Origin of the sequence: Klebsiella sp. KE9456 (assembly GCF_043832615.1) — a bacterium.
GTDB classification, from domain to species: Bacteria; Pseudomonadota; Gammaproteobacteria; order Enterobacterales; family Enterobacteriaceae; genus Klebsiella; species Klebsiella indica.
Genome location: NZ_JBDYQK010000001.1, coordinates 304884 through 330179, shown reverse-complemented (window position 1 = coordinate 330179; position 25296 = coordinate 304884). Strand labels below are relative to the sequence as shown.

Genomic DNA, 25296 nt, shown 5'->3' with positions numbered 1-25296 from the left:
TATCCTTATGACACAATCAGTGACGGCCGAAAACGGGACGTTTACGGTCAAAAGTCCAGCCAGGGATCAGGTACTGCATCGGGCCTGCGTCATTGCGCGCGCCGCCGGGCAGTTTTTTATACGCTTCATGCGCTTTGTTAACCTGCTCCCAGTCGAGCTCGACGCCGAGACCTGGCGCATCCGGCACGGCAATTTTTCCGCTCTTAATTTCCAGCGGCTGCTTCGTCAGGCGGCAATCGCCCTCCTGCCAGATCCAGTGGGTGTCAATCGCCGTGGGCTTACCCGGCGCAGCCGCACCGACGTGAGTGAACATGGCCAGCGAAATATCAAAGTGGTTATTAGAGTGGCAGCCCCAGGTCAGGCCCCAGTCATCGCACAGTTGCGCCACGCGCACCGCGCCGGAGAGCGTCCAGAAGTGCGGATCGGCCAGCGGAATATCCACCGCGTTTAGCATCACCGCATGGCCCATTTCGCGCCAGTTGGTGGCAATCATGTTGGTCGCCACCGGTAACCCCGTCGCACGGCGGAACTCAGACATCACTTCGCGGCCTGAAAAACCCTGTTCGGCGCCGCACGGATCTTCAGCATACGTGAGTACATCATTCAGCCCTTTGCACAGGGAGATGGCTTCATCGAGCAACCAGGCACCGTTAGGATCGACCGTAATACGCGCATCCGGGAAACGTTTTTTCAGCGCGCGGGCGGTTTCGATTTCCTGCTCGCCGGGAAGCACACCGCCTTTCAGTTTAAAATCTTTAAAGCCGTAGCGATCCTGTGAGGCTTCCGCCAGACGTACCACCGCGTCACTGTTCAGCGCCTCCTGATGACGCAGACGATACCACTCATGATTGCCCGGCGTGCTCTCCAGGTAGGGCAGATCGGTCTTTGTACGATCGCCCACATAGAAGAGATAGCCCAGAACGGTGACCGCATCACGTTGCTTACCCGGGCCTAACAGTTCGCAGACCGGCACGTTAAGCGCTTTGCCCAGCAAATCCAGTAGCGCGGCTTCCAGCGCCGCGACCGCATTCACCCGTAGCTCAAAGGTCCAGGCGCCTTTACCAAAGGTGTCAAAGTCAGCGGCCTGGTTGCCTTTATGCACCTGCTGAACCACTTTATTCAGGCGAGCAACTTCCTGACCTAAAACCATCGGGATCGCATCCACCAACGTCTGATATATCACCTCGCCGCCCGGCGCTTCACCAACGCCGGTATTCCCGGCGTTATCAGTAAGCACCACGATATTGCGGGTAAAATAGGCGTTATGCGCGCCGCCGATGTTAAGTAACATGCTGTCGTGCCCGGCCACCGGAATGACCTTCATATCAGTAATAACGGGACTCGATTGGGTTGTCATTATCCTTATCCTCTGACAGGTTTCAGTTCAACGCGTTTAATATCACCCACCAGCACCAGATAGCTCAGTACCGCAACCAGCGCATGAACGCCGACATAGACCAGCGCACCTTTAAACGAGCCCGTGGCGCCAACGATATAGCCAATCGCAATTGGCGTGACGATGCCGGAGATATTGCCGAACATATTAAACAGACCGCCGCTCAGGCCGCTGATCTCTTTCGGCGCAGTATCCGCCATCACCGCCCAGCCCAGCGCACCGATACCTTTACCGAAGAAGGCCAGCGCCATAAAACCGATGACCATCCACTCAGCGCTAACGTAGTTACAAAACACCATCACCATCGACAACAGCATGCCCATGACAATTGGCGTTTTACGCGCAATATTTAACGAACCTGTCCGGCGCATCAACCAGTCGGAAATGATCCCGCCAAGTACGCCGCCCGCGAAGCCACAGATGGCCGGAACCGAAGCGATAAAACCCGCTTTCAGAATCGACATGCCGCGCGCCTGCACCAGATAGACCGGGAACCAGGTAATAAAAAAGTAGGTCAGGGCGTTGATACAGTACTGGCCGATATACACGCCAATCATCATGCGTGACCCCAGTAGTTGTTTGATTTGCCCCCACTTCACACTGAACGGCACTTTCGTTTTCGCGCCGGGCTGATCCATATTGATCAGCGCGCCGCCCGCGGCGATATACTCCAGTTCCTTTTGGTTTACGCCTGGATGCTGGTTAGGTTCATGAATGACTTTCATCCAGATAAAGCTGATAATGATCCCGAGACCGCCCATAAAGAAGAACACGTGCGACCAGCCCACCGCATGGGTCAACCACCCCATGATCGGCGCGAAGATAACGGTGGCAAAGTATTGCGCGGAGTTAAAGATAGCGACCGCCGTTCCCCTCTCCTGCGCCGGGAACCATGCCGCCACGATACGGCTGTTGCCGGGGAAGGAAGGCGCCTCGGCTAACCCTACGAGGAAACGCAGGGTAAATAGCGCGACGATAATGCCGAAGCCGTTAAAGATATCAACAAAGCCCTGCAGCAAAGTGAACATGGACCAGACAAAAATGGACCAGAAGTAGACGCGTTTTGAACCAAAGCGGTCAAGTAACCAGCCGCCTGGGATCTGACCAATAACATAGGCCCATGAAAACGCAGAGAAGACGTAGCCCATACCAACCGCATCGAGGCCAATATCTTTGGCCATCTCCGAACCGGCAATGGATAACGTGGCGCGGTCACCATAGTTGAAGGATGTGACGATAAACAACATCACCACTATCCAGTAGCGAGCATTGGTGCGCTTTTCAGCGCCGCTCGCCGCTTGACTTAATGAACTCATTGTTGCACTCCTGAATCATAGCGTTAGCTACATTCATTCTGAACAGCACAACCTGTAGGGTACTCAGAATGACGTGTGGGTGTTTTTTCATAATTTTCGTTATATCTGGCACTGCATTGTCACTGGCAGGAAAAGTATAAAAAGAGGGGCGAGTTGGCTCACCGTGCAAATACACAGCTTTTGCGGCGATGATTAATCTGATTTGTGGCTTATGCCTGAGAGGATGGGGGATAGTTCACGGAAATGAAAAGCCGCGCCTGGTCAGGGGTGAAAAAAACGACGCAAACGACAGGAGTGTGAATTAACTCTCTTGACCCGGTGAAATAGCCCGGAAAAGGCCCTGCTATCGAAGCGGTTTTAAGGCAAACGCCTGAAGCTGATAGGGTGAAAAATTGTTACACTCTTTTTGACCGTTAATCCGGCTACTGGCATTGAAAATGCGTGAAAAGAGACGCCCTCTGCGTAGGGAGAGGGCGAAACTTTAATTAATCCAGCAGCGTCGCCCACTGCTCTACCCAGGGGTTCGAGACGCTTTCAGGCTCCGGGTGTTCGCTGGCGTCAATTTTTAGCATGTCGCCAACGCGCGTGCCGCCCTGCTCCTGCAATAACGCATCAAACTTCAGGCCGCCGCCGCAAAAGTTGGCGTAAGTGCTATCGCCAAGGGCGATAATGCCATAGCGCAAATGCGGCTGGTACATATCTTTGATACCTTCGTACAACGGCACAATATTATCCGGTAAATCCCCCTGCCCGGTGGTTGATGTCACGACCAGCGCATATTTCCCGGTATATGATTCCCAGTCATTGACCTCCGGATCTTCAAAGACCGTCGCCTGATGTCCCAGTCCACTCAGAACGGCCTGCGCCTCTTCGGCGACCAGCAGTGAATTTCCATACATCGTGCCGACAAAAATGCCAACTTCTGCCATGACTATCTCCCTGAATTAACCTGACTCTCTTCATCCTGACCGCAGTCGCCGACAAACTCAACCCTTTCAATTAGCGGGAGAAGGCCGCGCCAGCCAAACTGCGACAGCGCGCGCATCCAGATATCATCCAGACCGGCGCGAATCACCAGCGGCTCGCCGGTAAAGGGATGCGTTAATGAGAGCTGGCTGGCATGGAGCATCAGCCGTTCACAGCCAAAATGTTCCGCCGCGCTGCGATTCTGCCGCAGATCGCCATGCTTACTATCGCCGATAATCGGATGACGAAGATGAGCGAGATGGCGGCGTAGCTGATGTTTACGTCCGGTTTTCGGCTCCAGTTCCACCAGACTATAGCGAGTGGTGGGATAACGCCCGGTCGCGACCGGCATGTCTACCGTCGCCAGGCCGCGGTAATGGGTCACCGCTGGCTGTGGACCTTTATCTCCACGGGCGAATTTATCGGCGATTTTATCCAGCTCTTCAACCAACGGGTAATCAAGCACCGCCTCTTCGTTCAGCCAGCCGCGGACTATCGCATGATAACGTTTCTGCATTTGATGCTGTTCGAACTGCTGCGCGAGCAACCTACCCGCTTCGCTCGACAACCCCATCAACAGCACACCGGAGGTTGGACGATCGAGGCGATGAGCGGTGAACACGTGCTGGCCTATCTGATCGCGCACGGTCTGCATCACCACCACTTTTTCATCACGATCCAGCCAGCTACGATGCACCAGCCAGCCTGAAGGTTTGTTCACCGCCACCAGCCACGCGTCCTGATACAGGATCTCCAGCATCACGCTTCGCCGCCAGAAAACAGCGCATCCAGCCGTACCAGTTCAGCCAGTATCTTCTCACGCAACGGGTGAGTATTATCCAGAGCCATTTCATAATAAGGCGCGACAGCGAAGTTCTGCGGCAGCGGCTGTTCGTTTTCCAGAAGCTGGCTCATACGCGGGATTAATACCCACTGCAGCCACTCCAGTGGCGCCATGGTATCGAGACAGAACGGTTGCTCGCTGGCGAAAGCGCGGCGATCGGGCGCATTATCCTGCCAGTGTTCCGTTGCGCGCAGCAGCGCCTCAATGGCGTGCAGACGTTCGCGCACGCGATGGTGAAGAGTCATGGGAAACCTCGATGAGTGGTAAACCGGCGCAGGATAGCAAATTCAGAAGAGAAATAAAAAAAGGGAGCACTGTATCAACAGTGCTCCCGGTTCGTTTGGCAGCAATCCAGCTACATTGGTGCTCCCTGCTCGTCCTTGAAAACTTTTCCTGGGGTCTCCTGACCATGTTCATCCATAAACTTATGCGTCCTGCTTCCACACCACCCCGATGTGAAATAACTCATCCATAAGTTCGTCCTGATCGTCCTGATCCACCGAACGTCCTGAGCGGCTCTCGTTCTCCCTCCTGGAGGTGTCCCTTAACGCCATCCCGGCGGGTCCTGTAGAAGCGTCATCATCCTGATGTTCGCTTCATTTCGCGACTTCCTGTCGACGTATATAGAATCTCTGATTCCGCTTCGTCTTACAACCCTTGTTAAGACAATACCTTAAGATTTATCGCCGGTTGGGCAAATGGAAAAATAGATAACAATTTGAATAATATCAATTTTATCAAAACAACGATGCCAGAGGAGCGGTTTAAATAATGCCGATCTCTTACACATCTTGTAAGAGATCTCTCACAAAGGTTCAGGCACGGTGATTACAGAAATGGCTTAAGTTGATTAAGAAAACTCACGAGTGAAGGAGAAAGTGTTGTTCTTCTGCGGGTGCCAAGCGTCTCTTTAATCACTTCACCGCTGATATTGCACACCGAAATCACCTCCAGTTCACTCTCCAGCGTGGCGATAAACAACGTGGGTGACAGCTTCAAACGCTTTTGCACGACCAGATGACCAATGAGGTTCTCCTGCATTCGCTGAAAATCATCCGGATTCCAGCTTTGCAGCAATGTCATGGTTTCATCGGCAAAACAGGCCTGCATATCACCGGCAAACTGGGTGGTATAATAAGAATGAAGCGCTTGTTGTACCACAATCTCCAGCGCCCGTTCAACCGCGTTAATATTTTGCGCTAAAGAAAACGGTTGCGGCTGCCAGAAAACGCCGTTCCCTTCCGTGCTGCTGATGCACGGAGACGGTATGCCGTAAAGCTCTTCGCTACGCGGCAGGGTGGAGTACCGCTGCTGCCATGCTTCGCAATAACGTTGGGTAAATGCTTGTAGCGCTTCTGCGGTTTGCTGCTCCACCGGTTTCTCTCTTCATGTCAGACAGGATACACTTGGCATATAGTGTAACCGCTTTGACGATGGTGAAACATGTCTTCTTACGATAATCATCAGGCGCTGTCTGGCCTGACGCTCGGTAAATCAACCGATTACCGCGATACCTACGATGCCAGCCTGCTTCAGGGCGTACCGCGTAGCCTGAATCGCGAGCCGCTGGATCTGCACGCTGATAACCTGCCGTTTCACGGCGCCGATATCTGGACGCTATATGAACTTTCATGGCTGAATGCCAAAGGCCTGCCGCAGGTCGCCGTTGGCCATGTTGAAATAAGCGACACCAGCGTAAATCTGGTGGAGTCAAAAAGCTTCAAGCTCTATCTCAATAGTTTTAACCAGACACGCTTTGCCGACTGGCAGAACGTTCAGGAAACACTGGCGCACGATCTCAGCGCCTGTGCACAGGGCGAGGTCAAGGTGTCTCTTTATCGCCTCACTGAACTGGAAGGACAGCCAATAGCGCCCCTGCACGGTACCTGCATCGACGATCAGGACATTGAAATCGATAACTACCAGTTCAGCGCCGACTACCTGCAAGGTGCCGCTTCCGGCAAGGTGGTCGAAGAGACGCTGGTCAGCCATCTACTGAAGTCCAACTGCCTGATAACTCACCAGCCTGACTGGGGCTCAATACAAATCCAGTATCGCGGGGCGGCAATCGATCGCCAAAAGCTACTGCGCTACCTGGTGTCATTCCGTCACCACAACGAGTTTCACGAACAGTGCGTGGAACGGATTTTCAACGATATTCAGCGTTTCTGCCAGCCGGAATCCCTTTCCGTTTATGCGCGCTACACGCGACGCGGCGGCCTGGACATCAACCCGTGGCGCAGTAACACCGAATTTGCTCCGGCTATCGGTCGCCTCGCCCGTCAATAGTAAACATTCTTACAATTTGCGTGCGTTAACGCGCGCGCAAAGTTGTGAAAACGCCGTCAGCAGGGCTATTGTAATCACAGGAAGACGATAATGGTCCTGTAAGGAGTTCACTTGATTACACATGTTAGCCCGCTTGGTTCAATGGATATGCTGTCACAGCTGGAAGTGGATATGCTTAAACGCACCGCCAGCAGTGACTTGTATCAACTCTTTCGCAACTGCTCACTTGCTGTGCTCAACTCAGGGAGTCTGACCGATAACAGCAAAGAGCTTCTGTCTCGTTTTGAAAACTTCGATATTAACGTGCTGCGCCGCGAACGCGGCGTGAAGCTGGAACTGATCAACCCGCCAGAAGACGCCTTCGTTGACGGGCGAATTATCCGTTCCCTGCAGGCCAACCTGTTTGCTGTACTGCGCGATATCCTGTTCGTCTACGGTCAGATCCACAACACCGTTCGCTTCACGAATCTCGACTTAGAAAGCTCGGTTCATATCACTAACCTTGTATTTTCTATTCTGCGTAACGCCCGCGCCCTGCACGTCGGCGAAGCGCCAAATATGGTTGTCTGCTGGGGCGGCCATTCAATTAATGAAAACGAGTATCTGTATGCCCGCCGGGTCGGCACACACCTGGGCCTGCGCGAACTGAATATCTGTACCGGCTGTGGGCCGGGTGCGATGGAAGCGCCAATGAAAGGCGCCGCTGTCGGCCACGCGCAGCAGCGTTACAGAGACAGCCGCTTTATCGGTATGACCGAGCCATCCATTATTGCCGCCGAGCCGCCAAATCCGCTGGTGAACGAACTGATCATCATGCCGGATATCGAAAAACGCCTTGAGGCGTTTGTGCGTATCGCCCACGGCATCATTATCTTCCCGGGAGGGGTGGGGACTGCGGAAGAACTGCTCTATCTGTTGGGCATTTTAATGCATCCGTCAAACAAGTCCCAGGTCCTGCCGCTGATCCTGACAGGGCCAAAAGAGAGCGCCGATTATTTCTGCGTGCTGGATGAGTTTATTGTGCATACCCTGGGTGAATCCGCCCGTCGTCACTATCGCATTATTATTGACGATGCCGCGGAAGTTGCGCGTCAGATGAAAAAGGCAATGCCGCTGGTGAAAGAGAACCGCCGCGAATCCGGCGACGCCTACAGCTTCAACTGGTCGATGCGTATTGCCCCTGATCTGCAAATGCCGTTCGATCCGACCCATGAAAATATGGCTAATCTCAAGCTATACCCGGATCAGCCCGCGGAAATACTGGCTGCGGATCTGCGTCGCGCTTTCTCCGGTATCGTCGCTGGTAATGTGAAAGAGGTGGGTATCCAGGCTATTGAAAAGTTCGGCCCCTACAAAATTCATGGTGACGCAGAAATGATGCGCCGCATGGATAATCTGCTACAGGGCTTTGTTGCCCAGCATCGAATGAAGTTACCAGGCGGTACCGCCTATATCCCTTGCTACGAAATCTGCTCCTGAATGCTCTTTTCTTCTTCTCCCGGGCGGCGGATAACGCCTCGCCCGGGCTCTCCATCGCCGCTTCATCTGTAGCACTTTCCACACAGAGCGCCGCCGCTTAATAGCCAATACTGAGCATCACAAAAATATCACTAGAAAAAATGTATTTAAGCGGAAAACAGCATATTTTTACGCCCGGCCCCCACTGTCACATTAGTCATTATTCCTCCATATGCTGTAAATAATCATTCTTACATCACAAATATCTCACATATAAAAATAAACAGGCTATTGAACTAAAAATGACCACATTAAAAGCGAATTATGGTAATTGAGATCGCGATCACTGTCACATTCACCATATAAATGTATCTTCCCGCTCCGATTACCACGTACAAAATATTAAAAAATACGCAAACAAAGACATTTAATATCACTAAATAATTTTAATTCATTATATTTTATTGATTTATCCAGGAGATACAGATGGAAACCACTCAAACCAGCGCCATCGTTTCGGATGCCATCCCGACTCGTAGCGGGTGGCGTAAGACAGATACCATGTGGATGTTGGGACTGTACGGCACCGCTATCGGCGCAGGCGTACTGTTTCTGCCAATCAACGCTGGCGTGGGCGGGATGATCCCACTGATCATTATGGCGATTCTGGCCTTCCCGATGACCTTTTTCGCCCATCGTGGTATGACCCGCTTTGTGCTGTCCGGTAAAAATCCGGGAGAAGATATCACCGAAGTGGTAGAAGAGCACTTCGGGGTTGGTGCGGGCAAACTGATTACGCTGCTCTACTTCTTCGCCATCTACCCGATTTTGCTGGTGTATAGCGTAGCGATCACTAACACCGTTGAAACCTTCATGGCTCACCAGTTGCACATGACGCCGCCGCCGCGTGCAATACTTTCCCTGATTCTGATTGTCGGCATGATGACTATCGTGCGCTTCGGCGAACAGATGATTGTTAAAGCAATGAGCGTGCTGGTGTTCCCGTTCGTTGTCGCGCTGATGATTCTGGCGCTGTATCTGATTCCGCAATGGAACGGCGCGGCGCTGGAAACGCTGTCGCTGAACAGCGCCTCCGAAACCGGTAATGGCCTCTTAATGACCCTGTGGCTGGCTATTCCTGTCATGGTGTTCTCCTTTAACCACTCGCCGATTATCTCCTCCTTCGCCGTGGCAAAGCGCGACGAGTACGGCCTGGGCGCGGAAAAGAAATGTTCCGCTATTCTCGCACGTGCGCACATCATGATGGTGCTGACCGTGATGTTCTTCGTCTTCAGTTGCGTGCTGAGCCTCTCTCCGGCAGACCTGGCGGCGGCGAAAGAACAGAACATTTCTATTCTGTCTTACCTGGCGAACCACTTTAACGCGCCGGTCATCGCCTGGATGGCACCGATCATCGCGATGATCGCCATCACCAAATCCTTCCTCGGCCACTACCTGGGTGCCCGAGAAGGCTTTAACGGTATGGTGGTTAAGTCCCTGCGCAGTAAAGGAAAGTCAATAGAAATCAACAGACTGAACAAACTCACCGCCCTGTTTATGCTGATCACCACCTGGATTGTGGCGACGCTGAACCCAAGTATTCTCGGGATGATTGAAACCCTCGGTGGCCCGATTATCGCGATGATCCTGTTCCTGATGCCAATGTATGCCATCCAGAAAGTCCCGGCGATGCGCAAATACAGCGGCCACATCAGCAACGTTTTCGTGGTACTGATGGGCCTGATTGCCATCTCCGCGATTTTCTACTCTCTGTTCAACTGAGTTTTGTCGCGCCGCTTTCCTGTGGCGCGTCCTTCCTGGGATTTAAGCAATGGATGCCCTATGATTAGCGTATTCGATATTTTTAAAATCGGCATTGGCCCTTCCAGTTCTCATACCGTCGGACCAATGAAGGCGGGCAAACAATTCACGGATGATCTGATTGCCCGCAATATTCTGACCGATGTCACCCGCGTCGTGGTGGATGTCTATGGTTCACTGTCGCTGACCGGTAAAGGTCACCATACTGACATTGCCATTATTATGGGTCTGGCGGGAAATCTGCCGGATACCGTCGACATCGACGCCATTCCGTTCTTTATTCAGGACGTGAACACTCACGGCCGTTTACTGCTGGCGAAGGGTCAGCATGAAGTGGCGTTTCCGGTCGATAAGTGCATGAATTTCCATGCCGACAACCTGTCTCTGCATGAAAACGGGATGCGTATTACCGCGCTGGCAGGCAACCAGCGTCTCTACAGCCAGACTTACTACTCTATCGGTGGCGGTTTTATCGTCGATGAAGACCATTTCGGCCTGACGCGTGAAGCGCCGATCGTCGTCCCTTACCCGTACAAAAGCGCCGGCGACTTACAGCGTCATTGTCGTGAAAGCGGGCTGTCGCTTTCCGGCCTGATGATGCAGAACGAACTGGCGCTGCACAGTAAAGACGCGCTGGAACAACACTTCGCCGCGGTCTGGGAAGTGATGCGCGGCGGGATTGAACGTGGTATCACCACCGAAGGCGTCCTGCCGGGCAAGCTGCGCGTACCGCGTCGCGCCGCCGCGCTGCGCCGAATGCTGGTGAGTCAGGACAATACCAATAGCGACCCAATGGCCGTGGTGGACTGGATCAATATGTTCGCCCTGGCGGTGAACGAAGAGAACGCCGCCGGTGGCCGTGTGGTAACCGCGCCAACTAATGGCGCCTGCGGTATTGTGCCGGCGGTGCTGGCCTACTACGACAAATTCATCCGCAAGGTGAATGCCAACTCGCTGGCCCGCTATATGCTGGTCGCCAGCGCCATCGGTTCGCTATATAAAATGAACGCCTCCATCTCCGGCGCCGAAGTGGGCTGCCAGGGTGAAGTGGGCGTCGCCTGCTCAATGGCGGCGGCTGGCCTGGCCGAGCTGCTGGGCGGCAGTCCAGGTCAGGTGTGCATCGCGGCGGAAATCGGCATGGAACACAACCTCGGTCTGACCTGTGATCCGGTTGCCGGTCAGGTACAGGTGCCATGTATTGAGCGTAACGCCATCGCCGCGGTCAAAGCCGTCAACGCCGCACGTATGGCTCTGCGTCGCACCAGCGAGCCACGCGTGTGCCTCGATAAAGTGATCGAAACCATGTACGAAACGGGCAAAGATATGAACGCCAAATACCGCGAAACCTCACGCGGTGGACTGGCGATGAAGATCGTCGCCTGCGATTAACTCCTACCACGTTTCAGGATCTGTAGGCCGGATAAGACGCTCGCCGCCATCCGGCATTTATTGCCTGATGGCGCTTCGCTTATCAGGCCTACGGATCGCGCTATTTCGCAACACTCGCCTCCTGTCGCCCTGGATGTTACCCTGTCCCCAAATTTGTCAGGGAGAACACCGTGGCCGTCCATCTGCTTATCGTCGATGCACTGAATTTAATTCGCCGTATTCATGCGGTTCAAGGCTCGCCCTGCGCGGAGACCTGCCAGCATGCGCTTGAGCAGTTGATTGTCCACAGTCAGCCGACACACGCCGTCGCCGTATTTGACGATGAAGCGCGCAACAGCGGCTGGCGTCATCAACGTCTCCCGGACTACAAAGCCGGTCGTCCTCCTATGCCTGACGAGTTGCACAATGAAATGCCCGCAATACGCGCCGCCTTCGAACAGCGCGGCGTGCAATGCTGGGTTTCCAGCGGCAATGAAGCGGATGATTTAGCCGCCACGCTGGCGGTCAAGGTCACACAGGCCGGGCACCAGGCCACTATCGTGTCGACAGATAAAGGCTACTGCCAGTTGCTCTCCCCGACGCTGCGTATTCGCGATTATTTCCAGAAACGCTGGCTGGATGCGCCATTCATTGAGAAAGAGTTCGGCGTCATGCCGCAACAGTTGCCGGACTACTGGGGGCTGGCGGGGATCAGCAGTTCAAAAGTCCCCGGCGTGGCGGGCATCGGCCCCAAAAGCGCGACCCAATTGTTGGTTCAGTTTCAGACGCTGGAAGGGATTTATGCGCACCTCGACGAGGTGGTGGAAAAGTGGTGCAAGAAACTTGAAGCGCATAAAGAGATGGCATTTTTGTGCCGCGATATCGCGCGCCTGCAAACGGATCTCCATATTGACGGGAACCTGCAACAGCTACGGCTGATACGGTAGTTTTATTGCCGGATGGCGCGGCGCTTATCCGGCCTGCATTTCGTGCAATCCTGTCAGCCGGATAAAACGTTCACGTCGCCGTCCGGAAAATTACCAGGCGCTATGATACAGCTCGACGATGTCAGCAATACTCGCTTCACGCGGATTACCGCCGGTACACACATCATCAAATGCGGCCTGCGCCAGCGCCGGAATATCTTCTTTACGTACACCAACATCGCGCAGATGCAAAGGAATGCCCACGTCGTGATTAAGCGCAAACACCGCGTCGACTGCGGCATTACGCGCCTCCGCCAGGCTCATAGACTCCACTTTAGCGCCCATCGCGCGGGCAATATCGCGGAACTTCTCGCCGGTATAACCTGCGTTGTAGCGCATCACATGCGGCAGCAAAATTGCGTTCGCCACGCCATGTGGCGTGTTGTAAAACGCGCCCAACGGGTGCGCCATTCCGTGCACCAGCCCCAGACCAACGTTGGAAAAGCCCATCCCGGCAACGTACTGCCCCAGCGCCATCGCTTCCCCGGCATCCCGCTCGCCCGCAACGGAACCGCGCAGCGCCCCGGCAATAATCTCAATGGCTTTAATATGCAGCGCATCCGTCAACGCCCATGCGGCGCGGGTGATATAGCCCTCTATCGCATGAGTCAGCGCATCCACGCCGGTTGCCGCTTTCAGCGCGGGCGGCATGCCGTCCATCATGTCGGCATCAATAAACGCGACCTGCGGGATATCATGCGGATCGACACACACAAATTTACGCCGCTTTTCTTCATCGGTGATCACATAGTTAATGGTCACTTCCGCCGCCGTTCCCGCGGTGGTCGGAATAGCCATCACCGGCACGCTCGGATAACGGGTCGGCGACAGCCCTTCCAGACTGCGTACGTCAGCAAACTCCGGGTTATTGCTGATAATGCCGATCGCCTTACAGGTATCCTGCGGGGAGCCGCCGCCAATGGCAATCAGGTAATCCGCCCCGCTTTGTTGAAATGCGTTCAGTCCCTCTTTCACCACGCCGATGGTTGGATTCGGGATCACGCCATCGTAGATCGCCCATGCCAGCCCTGCGGCATCCATCTTCTCCGTGACGTTTCTGACCACACCGCACTGCACCAGCGTTTTGTCACTGACAATTAGCGCCTTGCGATAGCCCCGGCGTTGAACCTCATCGGTTAACGCCGCCACCGCCCCCCGGCCAAACCATGCCGTTTCGTTGAGGATCATTCTGTTCGCCATCACCGGTCTCCTTTTCGTTTTACAGGATCACTCTTCGATACGTAATCCATAAGTTTTGAATTTCTCCAGTACGATAGCGATCGCCTCATCATCCAGAACCGGAACCGGGTCGACAATAGCCAACGTGCTAAGATACAGCTGCGCCAGCACTTCCACTTCATGCGCCAGCCACAGCGCTTTTTCCAGATTCTCTTCACAGGCGATCAGGCCATGATGTTGCAACAGCGTCGCTTTGCGATTTTTGAGCGCCTCAGACGCATATTCGGACAGCTCGCGGGTACCAAAAGTCGCGTACGGCGCGCAGGGAATAGAATTACCGCCCGCCGCAGCAATCATATAATGAATAGCCGGAATCGGACGGTTGAGGATTGAAACCGCGGTGCAGTGAACCGCATGGTTGTGGACGACAGCATTAGCATCAGGGCGCGTCTGATAGGCCGCCATATGGAAACGCCACTCACTGGAGGGCAGTTTGCCCTGTTCATGCTGACCCTCGGCGTTAATATAGACAATGTGTGCTTCTGTTAACTTTTCATAAGGAATACCCGTTGGCGTTATCAGCATCCCGCCCTGATAACGCACGCTCACATTACCTGCTGTCCCCTGGTTCAATCCCAGTCGGGTCATTTCCAGGCAGGTATCAATAATCTGCCGGGCCAGTCTATTTCGTTCCATTCTTTACCTCTCTTTATGATGCTCAATGCGACAACAGACAACTCGCCGGATGTTTCACCGACGCTGTTGAATAACTCAAATAGTTGTTCACCATCATCGTCGCGAATAATCAGAAAGGAATTTACATAAACCTGTTCTGTGATACTCCTCACTTATTTCCGCCAAAAAAGAAAGAAGTTGTGTATTTTCTATTTTCGAAAAATGCCCGTTCTTACTAATACATAAAAAAACGGGCATTCCCGGAAAAAATGTAACAACTGACCGTTTTCCACATTATAAATTAAATCGGTCATCTCTTTTGTGGATTTTAGAATTAACTTACTCAAACGGTCATATTTTCCCGATTATTAAAGTGACAATAATCACATAAAATCACTCAATGCGTGCTAAATGTGACCGTCATCATATTAAAAGCCATTTTTTATTTGAAAATGAATTCATGAGTTCATCCCGTGAGGTTTTTTTACTGTTTACCTCGTCCCGGAACTCACCTGATTTTTGCGGTTTGACGGGTATAACCGATCACTCACAAATGCTGCTGAACACGCTTCTGAACCAATGAGGATGCTATGGGAAACACAACAATACAAACGCAGAGTTTTCGTGCGGTGGAGACAGGGCAGAGCAAACGCTACATTATTCCTTTCGCCCTGCTGTGCTCGCTATTTTTTCTTTGGGCAGTAGCCAACAATCTTAACGACATTTTATTACCACAATTTCAGCAAGCCTTTACGTTAACTAATTTCCAGGCAGGTTTGATTCAGTCTGCTTTTTATTTCGGCTATTTTGTTATTCCCATCCCTGCGGGTATTCTGATGAAAAAGTTGAGTTATAAAGCGGGGATAATCACCGGACTATTTCTCTACGCTCTCGGTGCCGCATTATTCTGGCCGGCCGCAGAGATAATGAATTACACCTTATTCCTGATTGGCCTGTTTATTATTGCTGCAGGTTTAGGTTGTCTGGAAACTGCTGCCAACCCTTTTGTTACCGTATTAGGTCCAGAAAGTGGTGGGCACTTCCGTCTTAATCTGGCACAAACTTTTAACTCTTTTGGTGCCATTATTGCCGTGGTCTTTGGGCAAAGCCTTATTTTGTCTAATGTGCCACACAAATCACAGGATGTGCTCGATAAAATGACGCCGGAGCAGCTTAGCGCCTATAAACACAGTCTGGTGCTATCTGTACAAACCCCTTATATGATCATCGTCGCGATCGTCTTACTGATTGCGCTGTTGATTATGCTGACCAAATTCCCGGCGCTACAGAGTGACGATCATAGCGATGGCAACCAGAGTTCATTCATCGCTTCACTTTCCCGGCTGGTACGCATTCGCCACTGGCGCTGGGCGGTGCTGGCGCAGTTCTGCTACGTCGGCGCGCAAACCGCCTGCTGGAGCTACCTGATCCGTTACGCTATCGAAGAGATCCCCGGCATGACGCCTGGTTTCGCCGCCAACTACCTGACCGGCACGATGGTGTGCTTCTTTATCGGCCGCTTCTCCGGCACCTGGCTTATCAGCCGCTTTGCGCCGCATAAAGTGCTGGCAGCCTATGCCCTGTTCGCCATGATCCTGTGTCTGATTTCGGCGTTTTCCGGTGGTCATGTAGGTCTGCTGGCCCTGACCCTGTGTAGTGCATTTATGTCAGTTCAGTATCCCACCATTTTCTCGCTGGGTATCAAAAATCTGGGGCCGGACACCAAATACGGCTCCTCTTTCATCGTCATGACAATTATTGGCGGCGGTATCGTCACGCCGGTCATGGGTTTTGTCAGCGATGCCGCAGGCAACATCCCAACGGCTGAGCTGGTCCCGGCGCTCTGCTTTGCCGTCATCTTCATCTTTGCCCGTTTCCGTTCACAAGCGGCAACTAACTGAACATTTTTCCGAATAACGTAAGGAACCTGTAATGAAAAAAATCAGCTTACCGAAAATTGGCATTCGCCCGGTTATTGATGGACGTCGCATGGGGGTACGCGAGTCGCTGGAAGAACAAACCATGAATATGGCGAAAGCCACCGCCGCGCTGATCACAGAGAAACTGCGCCATGCCTGCGGCGCACAGATTGAGTGCGTGATTGCGGATACCTGCATTGCCGGAATGGCGGAATCTGCCGCCTGTGAAGAGAAATTCAGCAGCCAGAATGTTGGCGTCACCATTACCGTCACCCCCTGCTGGTGCTACGGCAGCGAAACCATCGATATGGACCCAATGCGCCCGAAAGCCATCTGGGGATTTAACGGCACCGAACGTCCTGGCGCGGTGTACCTTGCAGCAGCGCTGGCCGCGCACAGCCAGAAAGGCATTCCGGCATTCTCTATTTATGGCCATAACGTACAGGATGCCGACGACACCTCGATCCCTGCCGACGTTGAAGAAAAACTGTTGCGCTTTGCGCGCGCAGGTCTGGCGGTTGCCAGCATGAAAGGCAAAAGCTACCTCTCTGTGGGCGGCGTCTCAATGGGGATTGCCGGCTCCATCGTCGATCATAACTTCTTTGAGTCCTGGCTGGGGATGAAAGTGCAGGCGGTGGACATGACCGAGCTGCGCCGTCGCATCGACCAGAAAATCTATGACGAAGCCGAGCTGGAGATGGCGCTGGCGTGGGCGGATAAAAACTTCCGCTATGGCGAGGATCAGAACGCGCAGCAGTACAAACGCAATGAAGAACAGAGCCGCGCGGTGCTGAAAGAGGGCCTGCTGATGGCGATGTGCATTCGCGACATGATGCAGGGCAACAACAAGCTGGCGGAAAAAGGGCTGGTGGAAGAGTCGCTGGGATATAACGCCATTGCGGCAGGCTTCCAGGGCCAGCGCCACTGGACCGATCAATACCCGAACGGCGACACCGCCGAAGCGCTGCTGAACAGCTCCTTTGACTGGAACGGCGTGCGCGAACCGTTTGTCGTCGCGACCGAAAACGACAGCCTCAACGGCGTCGCGATGCTGCTGGGCCACCAGCTCACCGGCACCGCGCAGATCTTTGCCGACGTGCGGACCTACTGGTCGCCGGAAGCGGTAGAGCGCGTCACAGGCCAGCCGCTCACCGGCCTTGCGGAGCACGGTATCATTCACCTGATCAACTCCGGCTCTGCGGCGCTGGACGGCGCCTGCAAGCAGCGCGATAGCGAAGGCAAACCGACCATGAAGCCGCACTGGGAAATCAGCCAACAGGAAGCGGACGCCTGCCTGGCCGCTACCGAATGGTGCCCGGCGATCCACGAATACTTCCGTGGCGGCGGCTACTCCTCTCGCTTCCTGACCGAAGGCGGCGTGCCGTTCACCATGACCCGCGTGAACATCATCAAGGGTCTGGGGCCGGTACTGCAAATCGCTGAAGGCTGGAGCGTGGAACTGCCGAAGGAGATGCACGATCAGCTCGACGCCCGCACCAACTCGACCTGGCCGACCACCTGGTTTGCGCCGCGTCTTACCGGTAAAGGCCCGTTCACCGACGTCTACTCGGTGATGGCGAACTGGGGCGCGAACCACGGCGTACTGACCATCGGCCACGTCGGCGCTGACTTCATCACGCTCGCCGCCATGCTGCGTATTCCGGTCTGTATGCACAACGTGGACGAGGCGAAAATCTACCGTCCTTCCGCCTGGGCTGCGCACGGTATGGACAGTGAAGGCCAGGATTATCGCGCCTGCCAGAACTACGGGCCGCTGTACAAACGTTAATGCGTCACTTCTTTGCCCGGTGGCGTAAGCTTACCGGGCCTACAATTTCGCATTTTGCAGGCCGGATCAGCAAAGCGCCATCCGGCAACGTTTCGGAGCTACTATGAAACAAGACGTCATTCTGGTTCTCGACTGCGGCGCCACTAACGTACGCGCGATTGCCGTTGACCGACAGGGAAACATTGTCGCCCGCGCCGCAACGGCTAATGCCAGCGATATGGCGGTAGAAAACAGTGCCTGGCATCAATGGTCTCTGGAAGCCATCCTGCAACGCTTCGCTGAGTGCTGTCAGCAGATCCGCGGAGAATTGTCATCCTGTCGGGTTCGCGGCATCACCGTGACCACCTTCGGCGTAGACGGCGCGCTGGTCGATGAACAGGGTCAGTTACTCTATCCGGTCATCAGTTGGAAATGCCCGCGTACCGCAGCGGTAATGGAGAGCATCAGCCGTTTTATGTCGCCGCAGCAGTTGCAGGCAATCTCCGGCGTCGGCGCATTTGCCTTTAATACGCTATATAAACTGGTGTGGCTGAAAGAGAACCACCCGCAGTTGCTCACACAGGCGCACGCCTGGTTGTTTATTTCCTCGCTGCTCAACCACCGCTTAACCGGCGAGTTCACCACGGATATCACTATGGCGGGCACCAGCCAGATGCTGGATATCCAGCAGCGGGATTTCAGCCCGGAGATTTTACAGGCCACAGGGTTACCCCGCCGTCTGTTTCCACGGTTAGTTGAAGCGGGCGAACAGATTGGCACGCTGCAGAACAACGCTGCAAACCTGCTTGGGCTTGAGGCGGGTATTCCGGTGATCTCCGCCGGGCATGACACGCAGTTTGCCCTCTTTGGCGCCGGCGCAGAACAGGATGAACCGGTACTCTCGTCCGGTACGTGGGAAATACTGATGGTACGCAGCGCGCAGGTGAACACGCCGCTGCTCAGCCATTATGCCGGTTCAACCTGTGAACTGGATAGCCAGTCAGGGTTGTATAATCCGGGTATGCAATGGCTGGCATCCGGCGTGCTTGAATGGGTACGCAAACTGCTCTGGACGCCAGAAACGCCGTGGCAGACGCTGATAGAAGAAGCGCGCCTCATTCCCGCTGGCGCGGAAGGGGTGACGATGCACTGCGACCTGCTCGCCAGCCAAAATGCCGGCTGGCAGGGTGTAACGCTTAATACCACTCGTGGTCATTTCTATCGCGCCGCGCTGGAAGGATTAACCGAACAACTGGCGCGAAATCTGCAAACGCTACAAAAAATTGGCCACTTTAAAGCCGCAGAACTGCTGCTGGTTGGCGGCGGCAGCCGCAACGCGCTGTGGAATCAGATCAAAGCCAATATGCTTGATATTCCGGTAAAAGTACTGGATGACGCTGAAACTACCGTCGCTGGCGCCGCCATGTTCGGCTGGTATGGCGTCGGTGAATTTACCAGCCCGGAACAGGCCAGAGCCCAGGTGAACTATCAATACCGCTATTTCTGGCCACAAACTGAACCCGAATTTATTGAGGGAGTGTGAGATGCTAAAGACTATTTCGCCATTAATATCCCCTGAGTTACTGAAAGTGCTGGCTGAAATGGGGCACGGGGATGAGATTATTTTTTCCGATGCCCACTTCCCGGCGCACAGCATGGGGCCGCAGGTGATTCGAGCCGATGGCCTGCTGGTCAGCGACCTGCTACAGGCAATTATTCCGCTGTTTGAGTTAGATAGCTATGCCCCACCGCTGGTGATGATGGCCCCCGTGGAAGGTGATACGCTCGACCCACAGGTCGAGCACCGTTACCGTGAAGCGCTTTCAGGCCCCGGCCCCTGTCCGGCGATCGTCCGTATTGACCGCTTTGCTTTCTACGAACGCGCGCAAAAAGCCTTTGCGATCGTTATCACAGGAGAGTGCGCGAAGTACGGAAATATTCTTTTAAAAAAAGGGGTAACGCCGTAATCTCATTCCGCAGCGCCCGTCTGATGCGGGCGCTCATCGAACACCAGGGTGAGAAAAATGAAAGCGGCACGCCAGCAAGCGATAGTAGACCTGCTCCTTAAGCATAACAGTCTGACCACCGAAGCCTTATCGCTGCAGCTTGATGTCAGCAAAGAAACCATTCGCCGTGACCTCAGCGAACTCCAGTCCCAGGGGAAAGTGCTGCGTAACCACGGGCGGGCAAAAGTGATTCACCGACAAAACCAGGACAGCGGCGACCCTTTTCACATCCGTCTAAAAAGCCACTATGCCCACAAAGCCGATATCGCTCGTGAATCCCTTGCCTGGATAGACGCCGGGATGGTGATCGCCCTTGATGCCAGTTCAACCTGCTGGTACCTGGCCCGCCAGTTGCCTGATATCGATCTGCATGTTTTTACCAACAGCCAACCGATTTGTCAGGAATTGAGCAAGCGCGAACACATTCAACTGACCTGCTCCGGCGGTACGCTACAACGTAAATATGGCTGTTACGTCAGCGCATCGCTTATCTCGCAACTCAAATCGCTGGAGATCGACCTGTTCATTTTTTCTTGCGAAGGTATCGACAGCGACGGGGCGCTATGGGACTCAAATGCGGTGAACGCCGACTTCAAATCGCTGCTGTTGAAGCGCGCTTCGCAATCATTGTTGCTGATTGATAAGAGCAAATTTAACCGTTCAGGAGAGGCGCGAATCGGACACCTCGATGACGTGACGTATATCGTTTCGGACGTATCACAGTCATAACGGCTGATGGCGACTTATTGCAGGCTGGATGCGTCGTGACGCGTTATCCAGCCTGCAATCGCCCTATCGCTCGTCGCGACGACCGCCAACAGCCGCCCACAGGCGGCGTACGTGAACCGTCACCTCTTCACGATCGTGATACAACTGACGCGCCTGAATTTGCGCGTTGATACCGTGCTCGTCCAGCTGCTCCTGAATATAAGCCAGATTGCGCGACAACTCTTCATAACGTTTTTTCATCGGCAGCTTAAGGTTAAAGATCGTTTCACGACACCAGCCGTTCACCAGCCACTGCGCCATCAATGCCGCCACTTTCGCGGGTTTCTCCACCATATCGCAGACCATCCACGAAATGTTGTTACGATTCGGGCGATACCTGAAGCCATCTTCACGTAGCCAGGTCACCTGCCCGGTATCCATCAGGCTTTGCGCCATCGGGCCGTTATCCACCGAAGAAACCCACATATTGCGTTGCACCAGTTGATAAGTCCAGCCGCCGGGGCAGGCGCCTAAATCCACGGCGTACATGCCGTTCGCCAGACGCTCATCCCACTCATCCGCCGGAATAAAAACGTGAAACGCCTCTTCCAGCTTCAGGGTTGAGCGACTTGGCGCATCGGCCGGGAACTTAAGGCGTGGAATGCCCATATAGAACGGCGAGTTGTTATGAGATAAGGAGTAACCCGCGTAGCAACAGCCGGGAGCGATAAAGAACACATGCACCACCGGGCGCTTCGGCGTTTCATAATTGGTCAGTACGCCCGCGTCGCGCAGTGCCGCACGCAACGGTACCGTAAATTTACGGCAAAACTTCATCAGTTCTTTGCTTTCGTTGGTATCGGCCACTTCAACCCGCAGCTCGCCGCCTTTTTCCACAACGCCCTGTAGCATCCCGACAATCGGCGTAATGCGATCCTCCGGCGGCAGGTCGCGCAGCAGTTCACCGGCCACAAACATCTGGCGAGCAAACACCAGCGAGCTGAACGGCAGTTCGCGCACCAGCTTTTCGCCGTCTTCCGCCTGATAACACTCAAAAATCACGTAGCCGGAGTCCTCTTTAACTCGGGCAAAACCAAAGATCTCAAGACGGGAGGCTTTATCGGTAATTTCCGCTGCGCACTCTTTCTCAAACCCAGGGCGACAATAGAGAACAACTTTATTCATGAACAACGCCCTTACGTTTCAGACGAATTGCACCAATTAACATTAATACCCAACCGGCCAGAAAGCAGACGCCGCCGACCGGCGTAACGAACGCCCACAGGCGTAAATGGGATAGCGCCAGACAATACAGACTGCCGCTAAAAAGAACGATACCGAGCGCCATAAAGACGCTGCTCCAGTAAAACCAGATGCTGATTCGACGCTGCATCGCCACCGCCAGGCCAAAAATCGCCAGCGTGTGGACGGCCTGATACTGCAGACCGGTGTGTAACCAGCCCATCTCCGCAACGCCCAACGTTTTACTTAATACATGCGCACCAAAAGCGCCCAGAGCCACAAAGATAAAACCGCTTATCGCGGTGAATATCAGCATAAAACGGCTGGTCATGTGAGTATCCTACAATGATTTATTGTTCATAACGGAAGCGAAACTTTTCTTGTTCACTCGCTGCTTTTGCCAGTATCCACTGTCGAAAGGCGGCGATTTTACCCAATTCAGCCTGACTGTCATGACAAACGAGATAAAACGCATTTTTACTGACCAGAACATCATTAAATGGGCAGACCAAACGGCCTGCCTCAATCTCGGACTGCGCCATCACGTTATTAGCCAGAGCGACCCCCTGCCCGTGGATTGCCGCCTGCAGCACCATTGCGCTGTGGCTAAAAATCGGCCCCTGCTGAACATTAATATGGTTTAGACCCAACTGACGGGTATAAGTTTGCCAGTCGCGGCGGGAGGCATCATGTAACAGCGTATGTTGCGCCAGATCGGCAGGCGTTTTCAACGCGTTATCGCCGGTAAGTAATAACGGCGAGCAGACCGGGAGCAAATATTCGGCGTACAATTTTTCCACACGCAGCCCCGGCCAGTTGCCGCGACCATAGAAGATCGCCACATCCACATCATCGGCCAGCTTCTCCTCCTGACGATCCACAGCCTGAATTCTGACGTCAATTCCCGGATAAGCTGAGTTAAAGCTGGCCAGCCTCGGCACCAGCCACTGAATGGCAAAACTGGGGAGCATACTGACGGTTAACGCCCCTTTTGCGCTTCTTGCCTGCAGCTTACGGGTCGCCTCGGTGAGCTGAGAAAAAATTTCTTTAATATCCAGAAAATAACTTTGTCCCTCTTCTGTCAAAAGCAGAGAACGGTTGCGTCGACGAAACAGCTTAAGGCCGAGAAAATCCTCAAGAGACTTGATTTGATGACTGACTGCAGCCTGGGTCACGAACAGTTCATCAGCAGCGCGAGTGAAGCTAAGATGACGTGCGGCGGCATCAAAAACACGTAATGCATTCAGTGGTGGCAAACGCTTTGACATAGTTATTCTGGCGCAGATGTTAACGTGATTTAACAAACAGGAAACAGCATTTAACCTATTAGTTTTTTTTATCTGAGCTATTATAATTTGTCCGTTGAGCTTATACCAGCAAATACCTATAGTGGCGACACTTCCTGAGCCGGAACGAAAAGCTTTTTTTGGAATGCGTGTTCCAACAAGCTTTTGGCTTACGGTTGTGATGTTGTGTTGTTGTGTTTGCAATTGGTCCTTGATTTCGGGCCATGGTAGCAAAGCTACCTTTTTCACTTCCTGTACATTTACCCTGTCTGTCCATAGTGATTTAATGTAGCACCGCAATATGCGGTGCTTTTTTTTGCCGCAAAATTATCCTCCTCACCCTGACATACCGCTAGCAGCCTTGCTCTGACAAGAAAATTGCGCGACGATCCGGCTATCGATACGAGGAATTTCATGAACGCATTCAATCCCGTCCAATTTCGCGCCCAGTTTCCGGCGCTGGCCGATGCTGGCGTCTATCTTGATAGCGCGGCGACGGCGCTCAAACCGCTGGCGGTCATTGAGGCCAGCGACCAGTTCTATCGCCTTAGCGCCGGTAACGTCCACCGCAGCCAGTTCGCCGCAGCCAGGCAACTGACTGAACGCTATGAAAACGCCCGCGAGCGTGTGGCGGCGTTGCTCAACGCCCCCTCCGGCAACGATATCGTCTGGACGCGCGGCACGACGGAAGCCATTAATATGGTGGCACAAAGCTATGTGCGCCCGCGCCTGCAACCGGGGGATGAAATTATCGTCAGTGAAGCGGAACATCACGCCAATCTGGTTCCGTGGCTGATGGTCGCGGAGCAAACCGGGGCACGGGTGGTGAAACTGCCGCTGGGGGCCAATCGTCTGCCGGATATCGCCAGTCTGGGTTCGCTTATCACCCCGCACAGTCGGGTACTGGCGATTGGTCAGATGTCCAACGTCACCGGCGGCTGCCCGGATCTGGCTCGGGCGATTCGTCTGGCTCACGATGCCGGGATGGTGGTGATGGTTGACGGCGCCCAGGGCGCGGTGCATTTTCCGGCGGACGTGCAGGCGCTGGATATCGACTTTTATGCCTTCTCCGGCCATAAACTCTATGGGCCGACGGGCATTGGCGCGCTGTATGGCAAAAGCAAACTGCTGGCAAAAATGTCGCCGTGGCTCGGCGGCGGGAAAATGATTACCGAAGTCACCTTTGATGGTTTCAAAACCCAGTCTGCGCCCTGGCGCTTCGAAGCCGGAACCCCCAATATCGCCGGGGTGATTGGCCTGAGCGCGGCGCTGGAGTGGCTGGAGGAAACGGACATCGCACAGGCGGAAAACTGGAGCCGCGGGCTGGCGACGCTGGCGGAAGAGGAACTGGCGAAACGCCCGGGCTTTCGATCTTTCCGCTGCCAGGACTCAAGCCTGCTGGCGTTTGATTTCGACGACGTCCACCATAGCGATATGGTGACGCTGCTGGCGGAATCCGGCATCGCGCTACGCGCCGGACAGCACTGCGCCCAGCCGCTGCTGGCGGCGCTTGGCGTCAGCGGCACCCTGCGCGCCTCGTTCGCGCCTTATAATACGCAAGACGATGTTTATGCGCTGGTGCGCGCTGTGGACCACGCTCTGCAAATACTGGTGGATTAATGACGACTCCTCACCCTTTTGGCCGTGAAATTACCGAAGAGACTTTACGCCAGACGTTTACCCCTCTCACCCAGTGGGAAGATAAATATCGCCAGCTGATTTTATTGGGTAAGCGGCTCCCTGCTCTCCCGGCGCATCTGAAAGCGCAGGCTAAAGAGATCGCCGGTTGCGAAAACCGCGTCTGGCTGGGCTATCGCGTTGATGAAAATGGTGAACTCCATTTCTTCGGCGATAGCGAAGGCCGCATTGTGCGCGGCATGCTGGCGGTATTACTGACCGCTATCGAGGGGAAAAGCGCCGATGAACTGCTGGCGCGGGACCCGCTGGCGCTATTTGATGAGCTGGGGCTGCGCGGCCAGCTAAGCGCCTCACGCAGCCAGGGGCTGAGCGCGCTGAACGAAGCGGTGCTCGCCGCCGCCCGCGAGGTTTAATCCAGGCCCAGTCGGCGA

Annotated in this window: 23 protein-coding genes; 12 read left to right on the top strand and 11 right to left on the bottom strand. The window is 54.1% G+C overall.

Annotated elements, in window-relative coordinates; all coding sequences use genetic code 11:
• Positions 1-16 precede the first annotated feature (16 nt).
• The 6 genes from ABK821_RS01505 to syd form a co-directional block, all read right to left on the bottom strand.
• Positions 17-1357: an enolase C-terminal domain-like protein gene (locus ABK821_RS01505; protein WP_138360074.1), complete on the bottom strand. Its 1341-nt coding sequence runs from the start codon at positions 1355-1357 to the stop codon at positions 17-19.
• Between the two features lie 5 nt (positions 1358-1362).
• The gene (gudP, locus tag ABK821_RS01500) at positions 1363-2712 is read right to left on the bottom strand and encodes a galactarate/glucarate/glycerate transporter GudP (protein WP_138360075.1); all 1350 of its coding nucleotides are present in this window, start codon (positions 2710-2712) and stop codon (positions 1363-1365) included.
• A gap of 485 nt (positions 2713-3197) precedes the next feature.
• Entirely contained in the window at positions 3198-3641 is a 444-nt protein-coding gene (locus tag ABK821_RS01495) for a flavodoxin (RefSeq protein ID WP_138360076.1), read from the bottom strand.
• Between the two features lie 2 nt (positions 3642-3643).
• The gene (truC, locus tag ABK821_RS01490; RefSeq protein ID WP_138360209.1) at positions 3644-4438 is read right to left on the bottom strand and encodes a tRNA pseudouridine(65) synthase TruC; all 795 of its coding nucleotides are present in this window, start codon (positions 4436-4438) and stop codon (positions 3644-3646) included.
• Positions 4438-4767, bottom strand: coding sequence for a YqcC family protein (locus tag ABK821_RS01485; RefSeq protein WP_138360077.1), 330 nt, complete (start codon positions 4765-4767; stop codon positions 4438-4440). The genes truC and ABK821_RS01485 overlap by 1 nt, the downstream gene beginning before the upstream one ends.
• Positions 4768-5350: 583 nt before the next feature.
• Positions 5351-5896: a SecY-interacting protein gene (gene syd / locus ABK821_RS01480; protein ID WP_138360078.1), complete on the bottom strand. Its 546-nt coding sequence runs from the start codon at positions 5894-5896 to the stop codon at positions 5351-5353.
• 69 nt (positions 5897-5965) lie between these two features.
• Between syd and queF the strand changes: the two genes are divergently transcribed.
• From queF to xni, 5 genes are all read left to right on the top strand, one after another.
• Entirely contained in the window at positions 5966-6811 is an 846-nt protein-coding gene (gene queF, locus ABK821_RS01475; RefSeq protein ID WP_142502539.1) for an NADPH-dependent 7-cyano-7-deazaguanine reductase QueF, read from the top strand.
• Positions 6812-6922: 111 nt separating this feature from the next.
• Positions 6923-8290: a nucleotide 5'-monophosphate nucleosidase PpnN gene (ppnN, locus tag ABK821_RS01470; RefSeq protein WP_138360080.1), complete on the top strand. Its 1368-nt coding sequence runs from the start codon at positions 6923-6925 to the stop codon at positions 8288-8290.
• 465 nt (positions 8291-8755) lie between these two features.
• Positions 8756-10051 carry an HAAAP family serine/threonine permease gene (locus tag ABK821_RS01465; protein ID WP_395033801.1) on the top strand — a complete coding sequence of 432 codons (1296 nt, stop codon included), beginning with the start codon at positions 8756-8758 and terminating at the stop codon, positions 10049-10051.
• A gap of 60 nt (positions 10052-10111) precedes the next feature.
• The gene (locus tag ABK821_RS01460) at positions 10112-11479 is read left to right on the top strand and encodes an L-serine ammonia-lyase (RefSeq protein WP_138360082.1); all 1368 of its coding nucleotides are present in this window, start codon (positions 10112-10114) and stop codon (positions 11477-11479) included.
• A 170-nt stretch (positions 11480-11649) separates the two neighbouring features.
• Complete coding sequence (gene xni / locus ABK821_RS01455; protein WP_138360083.1) at positions 11650-12405, top strand: flap endonuclease Xni; 756 nt, start codon at positions 11650-11652, stop codon at positions 12403-12405.
• A 90-nt stretch (positions 12406-12495) separates the two neighbouring features.
• Here xni and fucO read toward each other — a convergent pair whose 3' ends face one another.
• Together fucO and fucA are read right to left on the bottom strand one after the other, a co-directional pair.
• Positions 12496-13644 (bottom strand): lactaldehyde reductase, encoded by a 1149-nt coding sequence (fucO, locus tag ABK821_RS01450; RefSeq protein ID WP_142502542.1) that lies wholly within the window; start codon positions 13642-13644, stop codon positions 12496-12498.
• Between the two features lie 27 nt (positions 13645-13671).
• Complete coding sequence (gene fucA, locus ABK821_RS01445) at positions 13672-14319, bottom strand: L-fuculose-phosphate aldolase (RefSeq protein WP_138360085.1); 648 nt, start codon at positions 14317-14319, stop codon at positions 13672-13674.
• A gap of 569 nt (positions 14320-14888) precedes the next feature.
• On the opposite strand from fucA, the gene fucP reads away from it, so the two are divergent.
• The 5 genes from fucP to fucR all read left to right on the top strand — a co-directional run bounded on the left by fucP (position 14889) and on the right by fucR (position 20720).
• Complete coding sequence (gene fucP / locus ABK821_RS01440; protein ID WP_138360086.1) at positions 14889-16199, top strand: L-fucose:H+ symporter permease; 1311 nt, start codon at positions 14889-14891, stop codon at positions 16197-16199.
• Positions 16200-16230: 31 nt separating this feature from the next.
• Positions 16231-18006 carry an L-fucose isomerase gene (fucI, locus tag ABK821_RS01435; protein WP_308563191.1) on the top strand — a complete coding sequence of 592 codons (1776 nt, stop codon included), beginning with the start codon at positions 16231-16233 and terminating at the stop codon, positions 18004-18006.
• A 103-nt stretch (positions 18007-18109) separates the two neighbouring features.
• On the top strand, positions 18110-19528 hold the full coding sequence (gene fucK, locus ABK821_RS01430) for an L-fuculokinase (protein WP_138360088.1): 1419 nt from the start codon (positions 18110-18112) through the stop codon (positions 19526-19528).
• 1 nt (position 19529) lies between these two features.
• Entirely contained in the window at positions 19530-19952 is a 423-nt protein-coding gene (gene fucU, locus ABK821_RS01425; protein WP_142502545.1) for an L-fucose mutarotase, read from the top strand.
• Positions 19953-20009: 57 nt separating this feature from the next.
• Positions 20010-20720: an L-fucose operon activator gene (gene fucR / locus ABK821_RS01420; RefSeq protein WP_138360090.1), complete on the top strand. Its 711-nt coding sequence runs from the start codon at positions 20010-20012 to the stop codon at positions 20718-20720.
• Between the two features lie 63 nt (positions 20721-20783).
• On the opposite strand, the gene rlmM is transcribed toward fucR, so the two are convergent.
• The 3 genes from rlmM to gcvA are packed head-to-tail and all read right to left on the bottom strand — an operon-like array spanning position 20784 to position 23209.
• On the bottom strand, positions 20784-21884 hold the full coding sequence (gene rlmM, locus ABK821_RS01415; protein ID WP_138360091.1) for a 23S rRNA (cytidine(2498)-2'-O)-methyltransferase RlmM: 1101 nt from the start codon (positions 21882-21884) through the stop codon (positions 20784-20786).
• Positions 21877-22272, bottom strand: a complete 396-nt coding sequence (locus ABK821_RS01410; RefSeq protein ID WP_138360092.1) for a DUF423 domain-containing protein — start codon at positions 22270-22272, stop codon at positions 21877-21879. Before ABK821_RS01410 ends, rlmM begins: the two co-directional genes overlap by 8 nt.
• A 19-nt stretch (positions 22273-22291) precedes the next feature.
• Entirely contained in the window at positions 22292-23209 is a 918-nt protein-coding gene (gene gcvA, locus ABK821_RS01405; RefSeq protein WP_138360210.1) for a glycine cleavage system transcriptional regulator GcvA, read from the bottom strand.
• A 432-nt stretch (positions 23210-23641) separates the two neighbouring features.
• On the opposite strand from gcvA, the gene csdA reads away from it, so the two are divergent.
• Complete coding sequence (gene csdA / locus ABK821_RS01400; RefSeq protein ID WP_138360093.1) at positions 23642-24847, top strand: cysteine desulfurase CsdA; 1206 nt, start codon at positions 23642-23644, stop codon at positions 24845-24847.
• Positions 24847-25278, top strand: coding sequence for a cysteine desulfurase sulfur acceptor subunit CsdE (csdE, locus tag ABK821_RS01395; protein WP_138360094.1), 432 nt, complete (start codon positions 24847-24849; stop codon positions 25276-25278). The genes csdA and csdE overlap by 1 nt, the downstream gene beginning before the upstream one ends.
• Positions 25279-25296 lie beyond the last annotated feature (18 nt).